The organism is Paenibacillus sp. FSL K6-0108, from assembly GCF_045040695.1.
Lineage (GTDB): Bacteria > Bacillota > Bacilli > Paenibacillales > Paenibacillaceae > Paenibacillus > Paenibacillus pabuli_B.
Genome location: NZ_CP150288.1, coordinates 7,273,770 through 7,290,749, shown reverse-complemented (window position 1 = coordinate 7,290,749; position 16,980 = coordinate 7,273,770). Strand labels below are relative to the sequence as shown.

The window sequence follows — 16,980 nt, the reverse complement described above, 5'->3', positions numbered from 1 at the left end:
GCAATTGCTTTTCAAAAAAGAATTCCAGGGAGGACATGCAGCATGATTAGAAAGAAATATAATATTTCCGTTGAAGCGACTCTTGAAGTCATCGGTGGCAAGTGGAAATGCGTTATCCTCTGCCATCTGACACATGGGAAGAAACGGACCAGTGATCTCAAGCGTATTATGCCCGCAATTACGCAGAAAATGTTAACACAGCAGCTGAGGGAGCTTGAAGATGACGGGATCGTGAACCGCATTGTATACAATCAGGTACCTCCCAAGGTGGAGTATGAATTGAGTGAATATGGCCGAAGTTTGGAGCCGATTCTGAATGCCCTCTGCAATTGGGGGGATCAGCATATTATTAAGGAATATGGAGACAAAGCGTCAGTGTTGGAGGATAATGGGCTAAACGATTTTGACACGGACAAAAAGGAGCTGATGAAGCCATGAACTATGAAATTCTATACGATGGTGCATTTGCGATGTTGAAGGTGCAGCTGCAACGGGGTGAGCGTTTCAAGGCAGAAAGCGGGGCCATGGTATCCATGACACCAACCGTTGACTTGAAGGGATCTGCTGAAGGCGGCATGTTTGGCGGGATCGGAAGGATGCTGAGCGGCGAGAAGTTCTTTTTTCAGGAATTGACGGCCGCAGGGGGCTCCGCGGAAATTCTGTTGTCACCCTCCAGCATGGGAGATGTAGAGGCAGTTGAATTGGATGGTTCCTATTCGCTCTTCGTACAAAAAGATGGATTTCTGGCCGGAACGGAAGGCATCCAGGTGAATACCAAAATGCAAAACTTGAAGAAAGGTCTCTTCTCGGGAGAGGGTTTCTTTATTATAGAGATCAGTGGGCGCGGAACCGTGTTCCTGTCTTCCTATGGGGCAATTCATGCGATCAATCTGGTTGCGGGTGAAGAAGTAATTGTGGATAATGCCCACTTGGTCGCATGGCCCAACTATATGGATTATCGCATTGAGAAAGCCTCACAAGGCTGGTTATCCAGCGTGACTAGCGGAGAAGGATTGGTATGCCGATTCCGGGGTGAAGGAACAGTTTTGATCCAGAGTCGTAATCCGCATGGATTTGGCCAATGGATGAAGCAATTTATTCCTTCACGCTAATGTTTTCCGATGCAAATGTATAACGTTGAAACGCATGCGCTCTGACAAGCGTTATTTTAGATAGGAAGAAGCTTAAGGTGTAATGATGGAGGTATGAAATGGAAAGCTCACGGTATAAAAATGCTCAGGAAAGTCCGGGGTATCTGCTATGGCAGGTCACTACGATGTGGCAAAAGGAAATACGCAGGGTACTCGAGCCTCTGGAATTAACACAACCCCAATTTGTATTATTGCATGCCTGTGTGTGGCTCAATGAACGCGATACCGAGGGTAAGGGAATAACCCAGGTCCAGCTTGCGCAATTTGCCAATGTGGATGTTAACGTGACTTCTCAAGTCCTCCGTGCTCTTGAAAAGAGAGAGTTGATAACTCGGAAGCGTCATCTTACCGATACCCGTGCGAATGTTATTACAACAACGCCGGAAGGAACTCGCTTGGCCCTTGAAGGTATTCATCTTGTTGAAGCAGCAGACAAGGTGTTCTTTGATATTTTAAGTGATCGCAAGGACGAATACATGGAAATTATGCAGGAATTTATCCGCCATAAAACAGATGTTTAATTCATAGAAAGAGATTTTGCTATGCTTTTATAGACTACAGTATGTAGTGGAGTTGTACCTCCCTGACTTTAAGCCGGGAGGTTTTTTTCTGTTGTTTCAATCCAATCGATAAGTCGCAAATGGTTTACCATGGCGAAATGACTCGCTAAGCTGATCGAGCTCGGCGGTCATGTCATCGCCCAATCTTATGTCCAGGCTAGCCAGATTATGCTCCAGCTGTTCGCTGCTCGTTGCTCCAACAATAACCGTTGAAACGGCAGGTCGTGCCAGCAGCCAGGCGAGTGAAAGTACACTTGGGGAGCAGCCGAATTCGGCTGCTTTCTGGCTCACTTGTTCGCCTAAGTTAATATTATGCTCAAGCAGGAATCGGTTGAAGGCGGGATCAGTATCCGCTCTGGAACCCGAAGGTATGCCTGCTTGACCATTGTATTTGCCTGTCAGAATGCCACCAGCCAGCGGGAAATACGGGATGATGCCGACGCCCTGATCGAGACACATCGGTACGAGTTCAAGCTCAGGCGTGCGATCAGCCAGAGAGTAGCTGGTTTGGGTCGAGATATAACGTACATATCCTTTTAGTTCGCTGATACCCAGAGCTTTCATTAGCTCCCAGGCTGCATAGTTGGAAGCTCCGATATAGCGAACTTTGCCGGAAGTGACCATATCGTCCAATGTGCGCAGCGTCTCATCCAGCGGTGTGTGCGGATCAAAGGTGTGGATCTGATACAGATCCACATAGTCCGTTTGCAGACGCCGCAGGCTATGTTCAAGCTCTTGCTGCAAATGGTAGCGGGAGGAACCGCGCCCATGGGGACCCTCATGCCGGGGAAGTCCGGCTTTGGTAGCAAGCACAGCGTTTTCACGTCTGCCCCTCAAGGCTTGTCCAATAATTCGTTCCGATTCCGTTCCTGCGTAGATGTTGGCTGTGTCGATAAAATTGATGTCGTGATCCAGTGCGGCATGAATAATACGAATAGAAGTCGGGTCGTCCGCCCGTTTGCCGAATGCATTGGTACCCAGTCCGAGCGCCGATACACGCAGACCACTGTTCCCCAAACGTCGATATTCCATCGTTCATCGCTCCTTCTGTGTCATTTCCTGTATAGCAGATTATAACGTAATCTATTGAAAACGTGTTATTAATATAGTTAAATGATTCTAAGACCGTTATTAAAGGAGATATGATGGAGAACAGTGCCGCACATTTAACCCGACGGAAGCCAAAGAAGCCGAAGAAGAGATGGAAAAAACCTTTAATCATTAGCCTGAGCGTGCTTGTTTTGTTGGCAGGACTTGGATTTATCTATCAAAAGCAACTCGTCGTGTTTGCGTTTAACTTGTTTGCTTCGGATACCGTAAAGGAAACGCTCGATGAATCTTTCAAGCCGGTTGGCGATAAGGAAGCACCCGTTGTCGAACATACCGATCCATTCTCGCTGTTGTTGCTGGGGATAGACCAACGGGATAACGAACCAAGCCGTTCGGATACCATGATCTATTCGGTTGTGCGTCCGGAAGAGAATAAAGTGCTGCTGCTCTCGATTCCACGTGACTCCTATACCGAAATTGTCGGCCGGGATGTGAAATCGAAGATTAATTCAGCCTATGCGCATGGTGAAGCCAAAATGGCGATGGATACTGTGGAGCATCTGTTGCAAAACAAAGTCGATTTCTATGCCGCGATTAATTTTAACGGACTCAAGGATATTGTTGATGCGGTTGGCGGTGTTGAATTGCCGATCAAGAAAAATATTGAGAACAAGATGAAAGCGCATGAGAAGCTGTTTGTTGAAGCGAACAAACCGATCTACAGCGGCGAAGAAGCACTGGGTTATGTGCGTTACCGGGAAGATTCCGATTTCAATCGGACGATGCGTCACCGTCTATTCCTGAGTGCCTTCATGAATCGTGCGCTTGAGGTCAAAAATCTGACCAAGATCCCGGATGTGATTCAGATCGCCGGGTCGAATTTTACAACCAACATGAACTCGGATTTCATCGTGAAATTTGCCGAGTCCCTATATATGAAAGACAGCACGCCTACAATCAGCAATTACATGCTAAAGGGTGAGGGCGCAACGCGCAGCGGAACATGGTACTATGACTTGTCAGAGAGTGATCTGCAATATGTGCGAACCCTACTTGCTAACTGGCTGGACCCGGATGCCACCGAAATTATGGAGCCAGAGACGGTGGATACGAAAGATCCGGCGTAAATATCGGATTACAGAAACCATAAGGTTACCGTAAGTTATGCCCGTATGCAGAGTCACTATATACTTGACCGGAGAGCTCGGAGAAGCTTAATGCTTCCCGGGCTTTTTGTGTTAGCTATTCTTTTAACCCCATTTTATGGCATACATATAGTAAAATACAGGTAATCAAATCAACAACAACCAATGGAGGAAGCTCATGAGAGAGTTCAAGGATCGGCTTCACCAGGTACAGGAGCAGCAGAAGCAGCTGGTAAAGGAATATAATGCGCTGCTTCAGGAGTATCAATCCGATGATCTGATTGTGCAGAATGAACAGCTGCGAGCGCAATATGAAGCGCATCAACGCAAGCTGCAGCAGCTTGAAGTGCGCACCCGCAAGATGGAGGAAGAGAATGCCCGTCTTCGCATGGCTCTGTCCGAACAGATGCTGGATGAGAAATTGAATCTCATTCGTGTATCCCAAGAGAAGATGGAGACCTATTTTCGGGGAAAGACGAGTGTACATAATGATCGGCTGGCGGCGCATGAACATCGTGCCAAAGTGAACTTGAATGCCATATTCAACAGGGCTTCAGAGGAGCTTCAGGAAGATGCCAATGAGATCAAGGAGAGAATTGCTCATCTGGCTGCTGAGGTCCAGGAGCGAATTGAGGTGCATAGGCAGACCCTGTGGGAAAGGGAAGAGGTACTACGCGGTCAGATGCAGCAGGGGTACGAGCATATGGCAGAGGAAGGCTTAAACGAAGAGACTATTCAGCGGCGTATTCGTCAGAACCGAATGGAGATGAAGATTGGCCTAAGTTGGATCAATAAGGTCGCCATCCTGCTCATTATTCTTGGCGTTGGCGCGGCGTTTCGCTACTCCTACGCGACCTGGTTTAACGATGAGATGAAGGGTGGAGCGTTCTTCCTGCTTGGCGCGTTCATGCTTGCCGGGGGAGAATGGCTTTTCCGGCGTAAAAGGCAGACGTTCGCGATGGGACTGCTGGGCGGCGGGATATCCGTTCTGTTTGGTTCCATTTTCTACAGCTACTTTTTATTGCATATTATTGGGTTATATACGGGACTTGCCTTGTCGGTTCTGGTTTCGGCGTTATCCGTGCTGCTCTCGTTGAGGTATCAGTCCAGGACCATCTGCTCACTTGGTTTGGTTGGAGGGTATCTGCCGTTAATCTCTTACATGGCCTATTTCGGCCTTCAAGGTTCGGCTGTGTATGTTGCCATGATCTATCTGTTGCTCTTAAACGGGATTATTGTGTGGATTTCATTTGGCAAACGGTGGCCGATTGTGCATTATATCAGTTTTCTGTTCAACACACCGTCCATGCTTATCCTGTTGTGGCTCTCGCCAAGCGAGAAGATTGGCATGGTGTATTCCATCGTGACATTTGCATTATATCTCGGCATTACACTGGCGTATCCCTTCAAACATCGGGTGAAGTTAACGTGGTGGGACTTTGCATTGCTCGCCATGAATACGAGCATCAGCTGCCTGATGTTATATGTATTGTTCGATGCAGCGGGATGGAATGACGCACAAGGTTTGCTTGCACTGATTTTCGCTCTGGTCTATTTCGGGCTAGCTCGGTTTGTCCAGCAGAGAATGCCTCAGGAAAAGCAGACCCTTCTATTGTTCTACGTCACTTCCCTGACCTTTGCCATTCTGATTATACCGTTCCAATTTGGAGCAAAGTGGCTGTCCATGGGCTGGTTGATTGAAGGGGTTCTGCTGGTTACGCTCGGACATCTGAAGCGGTTCAAGCTGGTGGAGCGTGCCGGATGGGGAATCGTGCTGCTGTGCATGTTCACCTTTGTGTACTATGATGTGCTGGTGCTGTTCATTATGGGGGAGCAATCTTATTTCATGCTAAAATACTCTTGCATCACGCTGGGGGCGCTGCTTATTACACTCTATTACGCCATGGGTCGCAACGGCTCCCTGTCTGGAGAGAAATACCATTATAGCCTGACAGAGATTGGTTTCCTGAATGCATTCAAGTATGTCACACTCGCCAATCTGTGGATATATGTGTTGTATGAATCGAATGAACTGTATATGAAAGCCGTCGATGACTCATTCCTGTTATACCTGTTCTACAAATGGCTGATGTTCGCTGCGCTGACCATTACCATGGCCTACGGATTGGGCAAGGTGAAGCTGCTGCGTGATCGGATCGTGCAGGTTTATATCGTCTTCCTGCATGTGGTGGGGTGTTGTATCGCACTGGCGGTAACGCTTTGCATGCCGGCACTTCAGCCGGATGTTCAGCAGCATACCGCGGCTGAAATCGTAGGTTTGCTCGTCTTGATCATCTTTAATGTGGGCGTGTTCTTTGCCGGGAGGGATCTGCTGATTGCGGCAATCCGCAGGCAGTTCAAGAGCATTGAGTGGTATCCCGTTATCGCAGGCGTATATCTGCTGGGGATCATCACCGTGTTCCTGACAATCCAGTTTCAATGGGGAGATGTAGGACTGCTGTTCAGCCTGATCTATCTGCTGCTTGCCATCCTGTACATTGCCTATGGATTTCGGAGAAAATATGTCATGATTCGGCGCCTCGGGCTTGGCCTGACGTTGTTTTCTACCGGGAAAATGGTGTTTTATGACGTGGGATTGCTTACATCGGGCAGCAAGATCATTGCCTATTTCAGCTTCGGCGTACTGCTGCTTGGCATTTCCTATCTGTATCAGAAGGTGTCGAGCCGGATGGAGGAAATACAGGCCAGAGAGGCCGAACAGCTTGACTCATTGAATGGGCCGAAGGGCGGTTCAGAACTATAAAGTAACGAAATGAGGCTCCTGGGCGCTGTTTTTCGAGCGAACAGGGGCCTTTTATGTTTAAGAAAAGGATGATTTAATCCTCATCCAGCATGGTCTGACCTGGCATAAGATGACATTCGTGAAACGTTTTTTATGTTGATCGCGTTATAATAGAGTATACTTACGGCTGAGTGCTCAGTTGCAGCCATGACGTTTCGGTTGTGGGCGCACCTTTTAGTGATTGTCCGGAATCATCATTGATCCGGGAGAGCACCGTCAATGTAATGGACAGGGTGAAGGCGAGCAGCACATATACGAAAATGTTTTTTTTGTTCATGATGAGGGACCTCTCTTGTTGATTGGGCTTAGGCATGCATACGACCGTTATGAGAAAAAAGGCACAACGTCTGGTATAGTAGAAAAAAGCATATAACGATGCCTGTATACACTATATAAATTGTTATGAATGCAAACAATGGAACAAATCTGATGAATTTATCATTATTTATGACGAATGCGCTCATAGAGATAGAGTGATATGTTGAAGGTGGGAGAATACTATGCGGGAGACGGCAAAAATCGTCATTCGTACACCAGGGCAGGAAAGTGACGGTTCGTTCGCTTATGTCAGCCAGGGGCGCTCTATTACCGTGGGGCGTTATACGGGTGGAGATGAACTGGACTTGTCTGTCTACAATCAGTTGATATCAAAGCGGCACTGCCGCATTCATTATGATGCCCAGTATCAGCTGTGGATTGAGGATCTGGATAGCAAAAACGGAACAGAATTGAACGGGCAGCGCCTCGTTCCATATGAGAAATACCCGTTTGCCGAAGGAGACAGCCTGACGCTGGTCAACGGCTTGATTCACCTTCGCGTAGAAGGAGATCTCGAAGAAACGAGAGAATATCGGATATCGGACCTGCTGGGCGAGGGCGTGCGTTTGCAGGATCACCTGCAAACCGTGCAGATTGGCGAAGTGGAGATTCCACTATCTAAGAAGGAGTACCAGCTGTTCAAACTGCTGCACAGCCAATTGGACCACTTCGTGACCCGGGAGCAGATTGTTGGCCAAGTGTGGCCGGAGCGAGGCATGCTGGAGAATGAGCCGGTTGGCATTGATGAGATTAACTCGCTGATCTACCGGACGAATCGCAAGCTGGGGGTTCATTTTACAATCAAGTCGGTGTACAAAAAAGGGGTATACATGAAGTCCCATGTGCCGGATTGAGCAGGTGGAATGAGCAGCGGGGTAGACTGTGATAGACACTGAATCAGAAGAAGAGAAGGGGAGCTTTTGCCAGTGTTTTTTTGGACCTGGGGAAGCTTCTTTTGTTATGATGAAGGTCAAATGCCGCCTCTTAATTAAACTCCAAAGGGTTGAGGTTATGTTCATCTTTCAGTTTATCCCATGGCTGATTGCTGTGGTGACACTTATATCCGTCGTTTCCATCGTGCTGGTCAGTTGGAAAAATGGAATCTCACCGATGCCCACATCCCGCATCGTCAGGCAGACGGTCATTCAGGAGGTCAACCGCATTCCCGGTTACGGTGACGTTATTGAAGCGGGCTCCGGATGGGGAACGCTCGCACTGGACGTAGTGAGACATTGCCCAGGCAAACGGCTCACGGGTATTGAAAATTCAATCGTGCCCTTATGGGCCTCTCAACTGATAGCTTATCTAAATGTCCGCTTTGGGCGAGCGACGGGAAAGCGCAATCCTCTGGAGGGACGGCTGCGATTTATCCGCGGCAGCATCTATACCAGTTCATATGAACACGCAGATTGCGTCATCTGTTATCTATTCCCTGGAGCGATGAATCGGCTCGTGGACAAATTCAGCTGGGAGCTGCCACCGGGAGCGAAGGTAATTAGTGTCTGTTTTGCATTGCCAGGAAAGATACCGCTGCGGACAATCACATGCCGGGATACGCTGCGTACTAAGGTGTATGTATATGTGTTCTGATTAGAGTGGTATATTTAAAAAGATGATTCTTATTAGTAAGTTTCATCTTTTTAAATACCACCACTTACCCTGAAAGAGGACGAGCTTTCCTATATGAGTAAAGATTTTGTTTTTAGCAAGTCTTTGTATGATGTAACTTTATCTATACCAGTAATTAATTTTTTATAATCTTCGTAGCTTTCCTTTTTGATTTTTACCAGTTGATGTAATGAATTGTCTGGCTGTAATGACATTGAGTACAACATGTCATCCAAAATTAGCTTTAAGTAAAAAGAAAGCCTCTCATAAATTTCCTCGAAAAAGATTTTATCCACGTATGCTTGGTGTGTTAAAATATTCCGCAATCTATAGGCACGAGATAAATCACTTTCAATTTGTTTTTCGAATTCATTTAAATATTCATAGAACCAGATTTTCTTACCTCTTAACTGCATATACTTGTTAAGGAGTCCAATGTATCGTTGGCTCAAAGAGTCTCCGGTAAACGCTGACATAGCTTCGTTCTTATGTTCTGCAATAAACTGAAGTAGGTAATGAAGCTTTATTTCTTTGTTTTTTTTATCAATTGATTCAATTCCAAGCCTCTCTTGAACTACGTCTTTTAAGATTTCATTTCCAGTCTGATTTTGCTTTATAAGTTCCCTGCACCTGTATACAAGGCTCTTCAAATAAAACTGTGATAAATATGGGGTAGCATACTCAATGATACCTTTTCTTTTATTGGTTGGTTCTGTTATGAATAGATACTCCATTAAACTCCACATAGCTACTAAACCGGTTTCTTTGGGTGAATCCTGAATCACACGACACCATTGTAATAGCTGATCTAGTCCTTTATATTTTCCAGTTAGTTTTGAACTCATGTTAATTTTAATATACGTATCGCTTCGAGTTACCTGTAACCCATATTGGGAAACTTCTATAATAGGATCTGTGTTTATTTTTTTAGTGCTAAGATCAAATACTAAAGCTTGAGTGAAGTTTCCAGGATTATATAGTTTGTGACGATTTTCAAGTGTAAAAAGCCTTGTTATAGAACTAAGTTCTTCTCTGGCTGTATTTATTGCTGCAACATCATCTGTTGCAGCTAACTTTATGCGAGCAATATGAGTATCCTTTTTAAAGAATTCGATTACAGGAGCGTCATGGACTTGAGGCACATCGTATGCATCGTCTATTGTCAGCCTTGCGCGATCAGGATCACTGAAAAAAGTTAATGGTCCGTCGGTCCCGATTAGACTATCGTATCCATCTGGCAATCGAAGAGGTATAAAACATTCGAAATTCCTTTTGTTTTTTATACCTAATTCAGATATACGTTCTAATTTTTTCAGAAAGCTACTTTCTCCATCACTAACAAGTACGCCTTGACCCCACCTATACAAGTACTGCTTGTGATGGCCTTCAAATATAAGTTCACTCATCAGCAACTCTAAGTAATTATCGATTTGCTCAAAAGAAAGTGTGGACTTGGACAATTCTTTAGATAATAAATCTACATATAATTTAGGTATGTCTATGTTCTCAAGTTTATTTAATAAGCCTTTAATTAGAGTAAGTGGGAGTTCTAATTTACGATGTTTTTCCATTCGATTTATATGTTGAAGGAAAGTCTCTTTCTCAGTTAAGAACAGTTCCAATCTGCTTATAACAAGGCTCCAGTCTTCTTTAAATTGATCCTCAAATACTTTATTTCTTTTTAAAGTTGTAATAACCTCAGTGAAAATTTCAAATACATTGTGCTCGTATAAAACTTCTGTTTTATAATTCTCGATAACTTGAACAGATTCTTTTAGAACTGCACGTACACAAGGATAAGATAATTTTCTATAATGGAGATGACTTTTCTCAAATAGTTCTCCCCACCTATGTATGAAATAAGCCTGATGAGACAAGAGTGTGGGGTTATTACCTTGTATGGAGCTAATTTTGTACATACATACACTCCTATTTATTTTTTTATTTGGGTGTTGCTTTTTTGAAAAAATAGCATATAATAAAAGTATATAGCCAAACTAGACACGGGACTTGAAATATTCTGCGGTTTTCTTTTTAGAGAAAGCAGGATGGATCTGGTCCCTTAATTTTTTATATGGTCAATTACACCACTTTATTTTACCATAATTTTCGAATCAGTTGTTTTGTTTTCTAGTTTTAAAACAAAAAATCCACATAGGGGGTTTTCTCATACACCCCATATGTGGATTTTTTAGTAGCTGTATTCATACTGAATATAAAATAATATTCCTTATTTTTTGTGATGATTATTGATTGGTGTCGGTTGTACCCGATGTACCGGATTGCGTTCTGTTTCTTCCACCGCCGAATCCGCCTTGGCCACGGCCTCCGCCTGGACCACCCATGCCCGAGTTGGCAGTTGTTACACCAGATTCATTGACCCAAGTCACATTGCTCGTGGATTGGAAGGCAACCACTTTGGTTCCGCCACTATACGTTCCGTCTGTATAGAGTCCATCCACTGCTGTGCCAGTCGATGTTCCGCCGGAGTAGATCACATAAGAACCGTCTTTTTTCAGATCCGGGGAGCTGACAACCACATTTTGATAATCTTTTGCTGGAGCAAAGGTCAGGATGCTGTTACCTTCACTATCTTCAACATGTACCAGTGTTCCTGCTTTTTGCGTTTCAGGGAACGTCATGGCAATCGTATTTTGAGTCGATGCCTCTGATGTTGCCTGAGCCATGCCGGAGCTGCCAGCTGCGACAAGAAATCCACCGCTCATCTCGAAGTTACCGTCATAGTCCAATGGACCGTTACCATTATCTGTTGGGCCGTTCACAATGACGGTACCGTCAGTCATGTAGATGGAGCCATTTGAATCCAGTCCATCGCCGCCAGCATTGACGGTGAGTGAACCACCATTGATATGAAGCTCACTGTTGCTGGCGGATTCACCCATCATTCCACCTGGAGCGCCGCCTTGTGAACGACTATTGCTATTCGCGTCCGTGTTTTGATTGGATTGTTCCGTGTTGGAAGCAGCATTGGTGTCCTCTGCTTGCGTGCTGTCATCTGTAGTCGTCGTAGCATCCGTTTCTTCATCCGCTGCAGTGATTTCACCCGAAGCATTCACGCCATCGTCCGATGCAGTCACATCAATATCCCCGTCGTTCAGGGTAATAATTGCTCCTTCAAGACCTTCATAGCTCTTGGCAATGGTGATTGTTCCGCCGTTAATCGTAAGCGCCTGATCTGCATGAATACCGTCATCCCCGGATTCAATGCTGAACTTGCCATCATTAACGGTCACATTGTTGTTGCTGTGCAGGGAATCATCCATGGAATCAATCGTATACGTACCGCCATTGACGGTGAGGTCAACTCCGGCTTTAAGTGCTTTGGCACTCGTCGTTTCTTCTTCGGTAGTTGTTGTGCTTGTGTCTGCATCTGCATTGGAGTCAATAGGTGCTTGAGCATTGGTCGAGCCAGATGGTGCTGCACCTGTTGCATTCGTTCCATTATTGCTCGACATATCAGCAGGTGGTTCTCCGTCCGGTGGTGTGCCCATATCGGTTGGAGGTGTACCACCACCCCATCCGCCGCCACCGCCGCCAAATGGTCCTTCTTCTACTTTTTCCGGTGCATTGGCACTGCCGCCTCCGGTTACGATGTTAAATGTGCCGCCATCCGTAACCAATGCAGTTTCCGCTTGAATGCCGTCGCTGCCGCTCTGGATGTTGAATGTCCCTCCAGCAATGGCCACAAAGCCTTTGGTCGCATCCGTATCGTTTGTAGATTTGATGCCGTCACCTTCTGAATCAATGGTAATGGTACCGGCTTGAATCGCCACCATGTCCTTACCTTTGATGCCGTCATCGGCGGATTTGACGTTGATCGTGCCGCTTACGATTTTCAGGTCATCTTTACTCGTAATACCTTCATTGTAGTTGCCTGTAACCGTCAGCTTGCCTGTACCATTGAACGTCAGGTCTGCCTTGCTGAAGATGGCTGCATCCGGCTCATCCGTTGTATCGTCGGCGTATACGTATGTCTTGCCATCCGAGACAGCATTCTCCGTTCCTTCTTCCAGCGTAATGATGGCTTTGCCCGCTTTCTGGATATAGATCGCTGCACTGTCGTTGTCATTGATGGTTGCCCCGTTTAATACGAGATGTACGGTGCCCTTATCTGCGACATTGACCACAATCTGTCCGTCGGTGAGCTTGCCGCTAAGTACATAGGTACCCGCTGCGGAGATGGTTACCGATCCATTGGCCGCTTTTGCACCCGATCCTGTGATGGAAGCAGTTGTTCCGTTCAGCTCGATTGTTGTGGAGTCGGTAGCACTCCAGCTCACATTGGTATCGTCTGCATCCATCGTGACCAGATCGGCATACTTCACCGAGGTTTGTTCACTGACGGATACGGTTTTGGTTGTCCCTGTCGTTGACACTGCTGCGTTTGCAGTACTGCTGGTTGCTGCCGGAGCGCTGCAAGCTGTCACCATTGCCGTAATCATCGCGATGGACCACAATTTGCTGCCAGTTATGATTTTCTTTTTCATATGTTATCGTTCCCTTCAAATTTTAATATTCAGTGGTTGTGGGACTCATGGTTAATGAGATATCCAGGTTACCGTTTCGGGTGCGGATCATATCGAGAAATTCCTTTTGATTGACATTTTCATGAATAGTAACGTTGTATACCAGCTCGTACAGACTGCCAAGCTCGGTTGTTCTGATTTTTTTGAGATCAAAAGGTACGTTAAATTTATGGAACACTTCGTTCAGTGCTTCTTCGTAGCTCAAGTTTTCCGGAATGGTTACTTTCAGTGTTTTTTGCTGGGCTTTCTTCCCTCCGAAGTTGAAGCGGCTCAGAACAAACATTAGTACACACAGGATAATGGTGAACATTACAGCATAACCGAATGCGCCTACACCGCAGGCAAGACCGGAAGCCATGGTGAACAGAACATAAGCAATGTCTTTCGGGTCACCAGGCGCACTTCTGAATCGGATGATGGAGAAGGCACCCGCGAGGCTGAATGCACGGGCAATGTTGCTGCCGATCAGAAGAATGATGATGGCTACGATGACTGGCAAGACGACCATAGTTAGTGTAAAGCTTTGGGAATAAGTGCTTTGATTTGTCTTCATGTACGTCAGGCTGATGATGACCCCCATGATGATGGCAAGTCCGATCGTTAGAATTGCATTACTAAAAGTTAGGGTGGTGTCTGTTAAAGCTGAGCTGAAAATGGAATCAAGCATATACTACACGCTCTCTTTCTGTGATTGTTTTTTCTTGTTCTATGGATGGGTTGAAATCGGTACCCGGCAGTAATTCTCGTTCAGTCTGATAGTTCAGGTTGGTTGTTCTGGCCAGGTGTTTGTACTCATTGCCGTATTTCGAGAATCCGGTGCGGTAGAGACCATGTTCGGATAACAGCTGGGAGAGCCACATCGGGACGGTTTTCTCGGCTTTGACTTCCATCAGCCAGCGTCCATCTTTCACCAGTGGTTCACCGTAATCTCCTTGCTCCAGCTTCAGATCATATCGGCGACTGCGGATGTTGGTATCAAAGGTAATCCGGAGATCGCGGCTGTTCTTGTCGAACAAAGCCTTGCGTTCATATGCCAGGTATACTTTTGGCCCCAGATCGTACAGCCGGAGGAAATACTTGATCTCTTCGACAACCTGCTTGTTCATGTAATCGGCGAGATCAGGAGCCTTGCCTGTCTGAACGAATTCATAAGCTTCATCCAGCCTCAGGGCAGTTCTTCGTTTGTTCACCAGGCCAAATACTTTCTTTTTGATCTCCAGATATACCTTGGCATTCTCTTCGGGAACTCCGTATGCCCGCAGTCTCAGCTTCTCCTTATATTTCGGTTTGGAGAGACTGGCGCGGATCAGGGAATCCTGTGGAGTATCGAAATACAGATTGCTGATGGAGTAAAACTCGTGTTTCTTGTTATAAGCATCCAGCTCCATATATTTCAGCAGGTCGGTGTAGAAGTTGTTGTATTGCTCATCAGTCAGGAGATACTTGCTCTCATATCGGTTGAATACTTCAATTGCCATTGGGGTTCAGTCCTTTCATCCATGTTTTGTATGTTTTGTTTCATCGTGTATTGCTTCCATGTCTGTATCTTAGAGCGCCAACCTTGAATGAATCTTAAATGATTTTACATTCCGTTGATCTTTTTTTACCTTCCTTTAATAGTTCTTCAAAAATAATGAATTAAGATTGATTCAAGGTTCGGCTGCTACAATCGTTGGTATAATAGATTGAAAAAGTTCGAAATCAATTCATGCAGAGGAATGAAGAACCGATGAGAATACTTATTGCGGAAGATGAGGTTCATTTGGCTGAAGCCGTGTCTCAAATATTAAAGAAAAACAATTACTCCGTGGATATGGTGCATGACGGGAGGTCGGGACTGGATTACGCCCTGAGCGGAATCTATGATCTGCTGCTGCTGGACATCATGATGCCGGAAATGGACGGAATTACCGTATTGAAGAAACTGCGGAGCGAAGGCAATCATACACCTGTCATTCTGCTTACAGCCAAAGGAGAAATCTCAGATAAAGTGACCGGGTTGGATTACGGAGCCGATGATTATATAGCGAAGCCCTTTGCTACAGAGGAATTGCTTGCCCGGATTCGGGCAGCTCTGAGAAGGAAGGGGGAAGTCGTTCCGGAGGATGGACTGAAATTTGGTGACATCGAACTGAACACCACGCAGCTGAAGCTGAGTGTGCAGGGTAAGGAAATCAAGCTGAATCTGAAGGAAAATGAACTGCTGGAGCTGCTAATCACGCGCAAGCAGGCCATTACATCCAAGGAGCAGATTATCGAGAAGTTGTGGGGCTTTGATTCGGAAGTGGAGTATAACAATGTGGAGGTGTACATCTCGTTTTTACGCAAAAAATTGACCTTCCTGAACTCTGCGGTCCGCATTAATACAATTCGGGGTGTGGGGTACGTACTTGAGGTGACGGTCTGATGTTCAAGAAACTCAGAAACCGATTTCTGGTCGTGAACCTGGTGTCCATCTCGATTATGATGTTGGTTGCTTTTGCCACGATCTACATCATTACGTACCAGAATGTACAGCGGGAAACCAATATGGAGCTGTTCAAGGTGTCGGACTTCTATCATAGTCCCTATGGCAATTCCAAAATCCCGCGCGGAGGAAATGGAGACGCAGGAACAGGTACAGAAACAGGAACGGGAACACCCCCATCGGATTCACCTGGAAACGGAGCCCCGGGAATTGATCCGAACTCGCCGCCTGGGCGATCCGTATCATTCATGATTAAGACGGACAGTGAATGGAACATCACGGATACACACTCCCGGTTTGATATGGAGGATACCTTATATACCGAAGCTTTGCAAAAGGTGAACAAGGTTGACGATCTGGACCGGAAGACCGGACAGTTTACACTGAATGGAACGGACTGGGCGTACGTAGTTGACCCCACCAGTACCGGGCACATGATTGTATTTATGGATGTGACGGCTCAACAGGGCATCCTGACGAATCTGATTTATACATTTGCCATCGTAGGTTTGATCATGCTGATCGTCATTTACTTCCTGAGTCGGTATTTCGCCAATCGTTCCATTACCCCGGTCAAGGAAGCCTTTGAGAAGCAGAAGCAGTTCATAGCGGATGCTTCGCATGAGCTAAAAACGCCGCTGGCCATCATCAATACCAACACGGATGTGCTGCTCGCGAACCGGGAGGATACGATTGAGAATCAGGCCAAATGGCTGCATTACATCAAGTCGGAGACGGAACGTATGTCGGGACTAACGAATGATCTGTTATATCTGACTCAAATTGACGATGCACGATCTTCGGTGATTCACGCCAAGTTCAATATGAGCGATGCAGTAGAAACGATTATTTTGACGATGGAAGCGGTCATTTTTGAGAAAAATATATCCCTGGACTACAGCATTGAGCCGCAGCTCATGGTCCATGGCAACAGCGAACAGATCAAGCAGGTCATTCTCATCCTGCTCGATAATGCAGTGAAATACTCCAGAGCCAAAGGCTCGGTGAACGTATCGCTCAAGAAACAGAACAATGACGTCGTGCTGGCCGTTTCCAACACGGGAGAAGGCATCGCGCCTGAGCATCTGGACCGAATCTTTGATCGTTTCTATCGCACAGATGCCTCCAGAGCGCGCAAACATGGTGGACATGGATTAGGGCTTGCGATTGCAAGGTCGATCGTGGAGCAGCACAAAGGCGAGATATACGCACGCAGTGTGGTAGGGGAAGGCGCAACATTCTACGTTCGTTTATCTTAGGGATAAAGGAATAAGGCATGTCTGTTGTGGGTTAACCTATGCTACAATGGCAACAGTATGTATGAATCAAGG

The 16,980-nt window shown here is 46.0% G+C and carries 15 protein-coding genes; 9 read left to right on the top strand and 6 right to left on the bottom strand.

Translation table 11 applies throughout. The annotated features are described in order from the left end of the window. Positions 1-42: 42 nt before the first annotated feature. From MHB49_RS32990 to MHB49_RS32980, 3 genes are all read left to right on the top strand, one after another. Complete coding sequence (locus tag MHB49_RS32990) at positions 43-438, top strand: helix-turn-helix domain-containing protein (protein ID WP_247899905.1); 396 nt, start codon at positions 43-45, stop codon at positions 436-438. After that, on the top strand, positions 435-1,112 hold the full coding sequence (locus MHB49_RS32985) for a TIGR00266 family protein (protein WP_405154419.1): 678 nt from the start codon (positions 435-437) through the stop codon (positions 1,110-1,112). The genes MHB49_RS32990 and MHB49_RS32985 overlap by 4 nt, the downstream gene beginning before the upstream one ends. Positions 1,113-1,276: 164 nt before the next feature. Beyond that, positions 1,277-1,672 (top strand): MarR family winged helix-turn-helix transcriptional regulator, encoded by a 396-nt coding sequence (locus MHB49_RS32980; protein ID WP_247899903.1) that lies wholly within the window; start codon positions 1,277-1,279, stop codon positions 1,670-1,672. A gap of 96 nt (positions 1,673-1,768) precedes the next feature. On the opposite strand, the gene MHB49_RS32975 is transcribed toward MHB49_RS32980, so the two are convergent. Beyond that, entirely contained in the window at positions 1,769-2,743 is a 975-nt protein-coding gene (locus MHB49_RS32975) for an aldo/keto reductase (RefSeq protein ID WP_405154418.1), read from the bottom strand. A 110-nt stretch (positions 2,744-2,853) separates the two neighbouring features. Between MHB49_RS32975 and MHB49_RS32970 the strand changes: the two genes are divergently transcribed. Beyond that, positions 2,854-3,888: an LCP family protein gene (locus MHB49_RS32970; protein ID WP_405154417.1), complete on the top strand. Its 1,035-nt coding sequence runs from the start codon at positions 2,854-2,856 to the stop codon at positions 3,886-3,888. Positions 3,889-4,084: 196 nt separating this feature from the next. Continuing rightward, complete coding sequence (locus MHB49_RS32965; protein WP_405154416.1) at positions 4,085-6,670, top strand: DUF2339 domain-containing protein; 2,586 nt, start codon at positions 4,085-4,087, stop codon at positions 6,668-6,670. A gap of 160 nt (positions 6,671-6,830) precedes the next feature. Here MHB49_RS32965 and MHB49_RS32960 read toward each other — a convergent pair whose 3' ends face one another. Beyond that, positions 6,831-6,986, bottom strand: coding sequence for a hypothetical protein (locus MHB49_RS32960; protein WP_405154415.1), 156 nt, complete (start codon positions 6,984-6,986; stop codon positions 6,831-6,833). 223 nt (positions 6,987-7,209) lie between these two features. Here MHB49_RS32960 and MHB49_RS32955 point away from each other — a divergent pair, with 223 nt between their 5' ends. Together MHB49_RS32955 and MHB49_RS32950 are read left to right on the top strand one after the other, a co-directional pair. Next, on the top strand, positions 7,210-7,881 hold the full coding sequence (locus MHB49_RS32955) for an FHA domain-containing protein (RefSeq protein ID WP_247899899.1): 672 nt from the start codon (positions 7,210-7,212) through the stop codon (positions 7,879-7,881). A 157-nt stretch (positions 7,882-8,038) separates the two neighbouring features. Beyond that, positions 8,039-8,617: a class I SAM-dependent methyltransferase gene (locus MHB49_RS32950; protein WP_405154414.1), complete on the top strand. Its 579-nt coding sequence runs from the start codon at positions 8,039-8,041 to the stop codon at positions 8,615-8,617. Positions 8,618-8,706: 89 nt separating this feature from the next. On the opposite strand, the gene MHB49_RS32945 is transcribed toward MHB49_RS32950, so the two are convergent. From MHB49_RS32945 to MHB49_RS32930, 4 genes are all read right to left on the bottom strand, one after another. Further along, on the bottom strand, positions 8,707-10,554 hold the full coding sequence (locus MHB49_RS32945; RefSeq protein ID WP_405154413.1) for a hypothetical protein: 1,848 nt from the start codon (positions 10,552-10,554) through the stop codon (positions 8,707-8,709). A 327-nt stretch (positions 10,555-10,881) separates the two neighbouring features. Continuing rightward, positions 10,882-13,143, bottom strand: a complete 2,262-nt coding sequence (locus tag MHB49_RS32940; protein ID WP_405154412.1) for a carbohydrate-binding domain-containing protein — start codon at positions 13,141-13,143, stop codon at positions 10,882-10,884. Positions 13,144-13,165: 22 nt separating this feature from the next. Continuing rightward, complete coding sequence (locus MHB49_RS32935; RefSeq protein WP_405154411.1) at positions 13,166-13,849, bottom strand: DUF4956 domain-containing protein; 684 nt, start codon at positions 13,847-13,849, stop codon at positions 13,166-13,168. Beyond that, positions 13,842-14,660, bottom strand: coding sequence for a polyphosphate polymerase domain-containing protein (locus MHB49_RS32930; protein WP_405154410.1), 819 nt, complete (start codon positions 14,658-14,660; stop codon positions 13,842-13,844). Before MHB49_RS32930 ends, MHB49_RS32935 begins: the two co-directional genes overlap by 8 nt. Before the next feature lie 251 nt (positions 14,661-14,911). On the opposite strand from MHB49_RS32930, the gene MHB49_RS32925 reads away from it, so the two are divergent. Together MHB49_RS32925 and MHB49_RS32920 are read left to right on the top strand one after the other, a co-directional pair. Beyond that, positions 14,912-15,589 (top strand): response regulator transcription factor, encoded by a 678-nt coding sequence (locus MHB49_RS32925; RefSeq protein ID WP_247899894.1) that lies wholly within the window; start codon positions 14,912-14,914, stop codon positions 15,587-15,589. Beyond that, positions 15,589-16,908: a sensor histidine kinase gene (locus tag MHB49_RS32920; RefSeq protein WP_405154409.1), complete on the top strand. Its 1,320-nt coding sequence runs from the start codon at positions 15,589-15,591 to the stop codon at positions 16,906-16,908. The genes MHB49_RS32925 and MHB49_RS32920 overlap by 1 nt, the downstream gene beginning before the upstream one ends. The last annotated feature ends 72 nt before the right edge of the window (positions 16,909-16,980 follow it).

Excerpts from the sequence above, each read along its gene's own strand:
- MHB49_RS32940 (WP_405154412.1), bottom strand. The coding sequence starts at position 13,143 with ATGAAAAAGAAAATCATAACTGGCAGCAAATTGTGGTCCATCGCGATG.
- MHB49_RS32960 (WP_405154415.1), bottom strand. The coding sequence starts at position 6,986 with ATGAACAAAAAAAACATTTTCGTATATGTGCTGCTCGCCTTCACCCTG.
- MHB49_RS32975 (WP_405154418.1), bottom strand. The coding sequence starts at position 2,743 with ATGGAATATCGACGTTTGGGGAACAGTGGTCTGCGTGTATCGGCGCTC.
- MHB49_RS32980 (WP_247899903.1), top strand. The coding sequence starts at position 1,277 with ATGTGGCAAAAGGAAATACGCAGGGTACTCGAGCCTCTGGAATTAACA.
- MHB49_RS32930 (WP_405154410.1), bottom strand. The coding sequence starts at position 14,660 with ATGGCAATTGAAGTATTCAACCGATATGAGAGCAAGTATCTCCTGACT.
- MHB49_RS32925 (WP_247899894.1), top strand. The coding sequence starts at position 14,912 with ATGAGAATACTTATTGCGGAAGATGAGGTTCATTTGGCTGAAGCCGTG.
- MHB49_RS32970 (WP_405154417.1), top strand. The coding sequence starts at position 2,854 with ATGATGGAGAACAGTGCCGCACATTTAACCCGACGGAAGCCAAAGAAG.
- MHB49_RS32990 (WP_247899905.1), top strand. The coding sequence starts at position 43 with ATGATTAGAAAGAAATATAATATTTCCGTTGAAGCGACTCTTGAAGTC.
- MHB49_RS32965 (WP_405154416.1), top strand. The coding sequence starts at position 4,085 with ATGAGAGAGTTCAAGGATCGGCTTCACCAGGTACAGGAGCAGCAGAAG.
- MHB49_RS32950 (WP_405154414.1), top strand. The coding sequence starts at position 8,039 with ATGTTCATCTTTCAGTTTATCCCATGGCTGATTGCTGTGGTGACACTT.
- MHB49_RS32985 (WP_405154419.1), top strand. The coding sequence starts at position 435 with ATGAACTATGAAATTCTATACGATGGTGCATTTGCGATGTTGAAGGTG.
- MHB49_RS32920 (WP_405154409.1), top strand. The coding sequence starts at position 15,589 with ATGTTCAAGAAACTCAGAAACCGATTTCTGGTCGTGAACCTGGTGTCC.
- MHB49_RS32945 (WP_405154413.1), bottom strand. The coding sequence starts at position 10,554 with ATGTACAAAATTAGCTCCATACAAGGTAATAACCCCACACTCTTGTCT.
- MHB49_RS32935 (WP_405154411.1), bottom strand. The coding sequence starts at position 13,849 with ATGCTTGATTCCATTTTCAGCTCAGCTTTAACAGACACCACCCTAACT.
- MHB49_RS32955 (WP_247899899.1), top strand. The coding sequence starts at position 7,210 with ATGCGGGAGACGGCAAAAATCGTCATTCGTACACCAGGGCAGGAAAGT.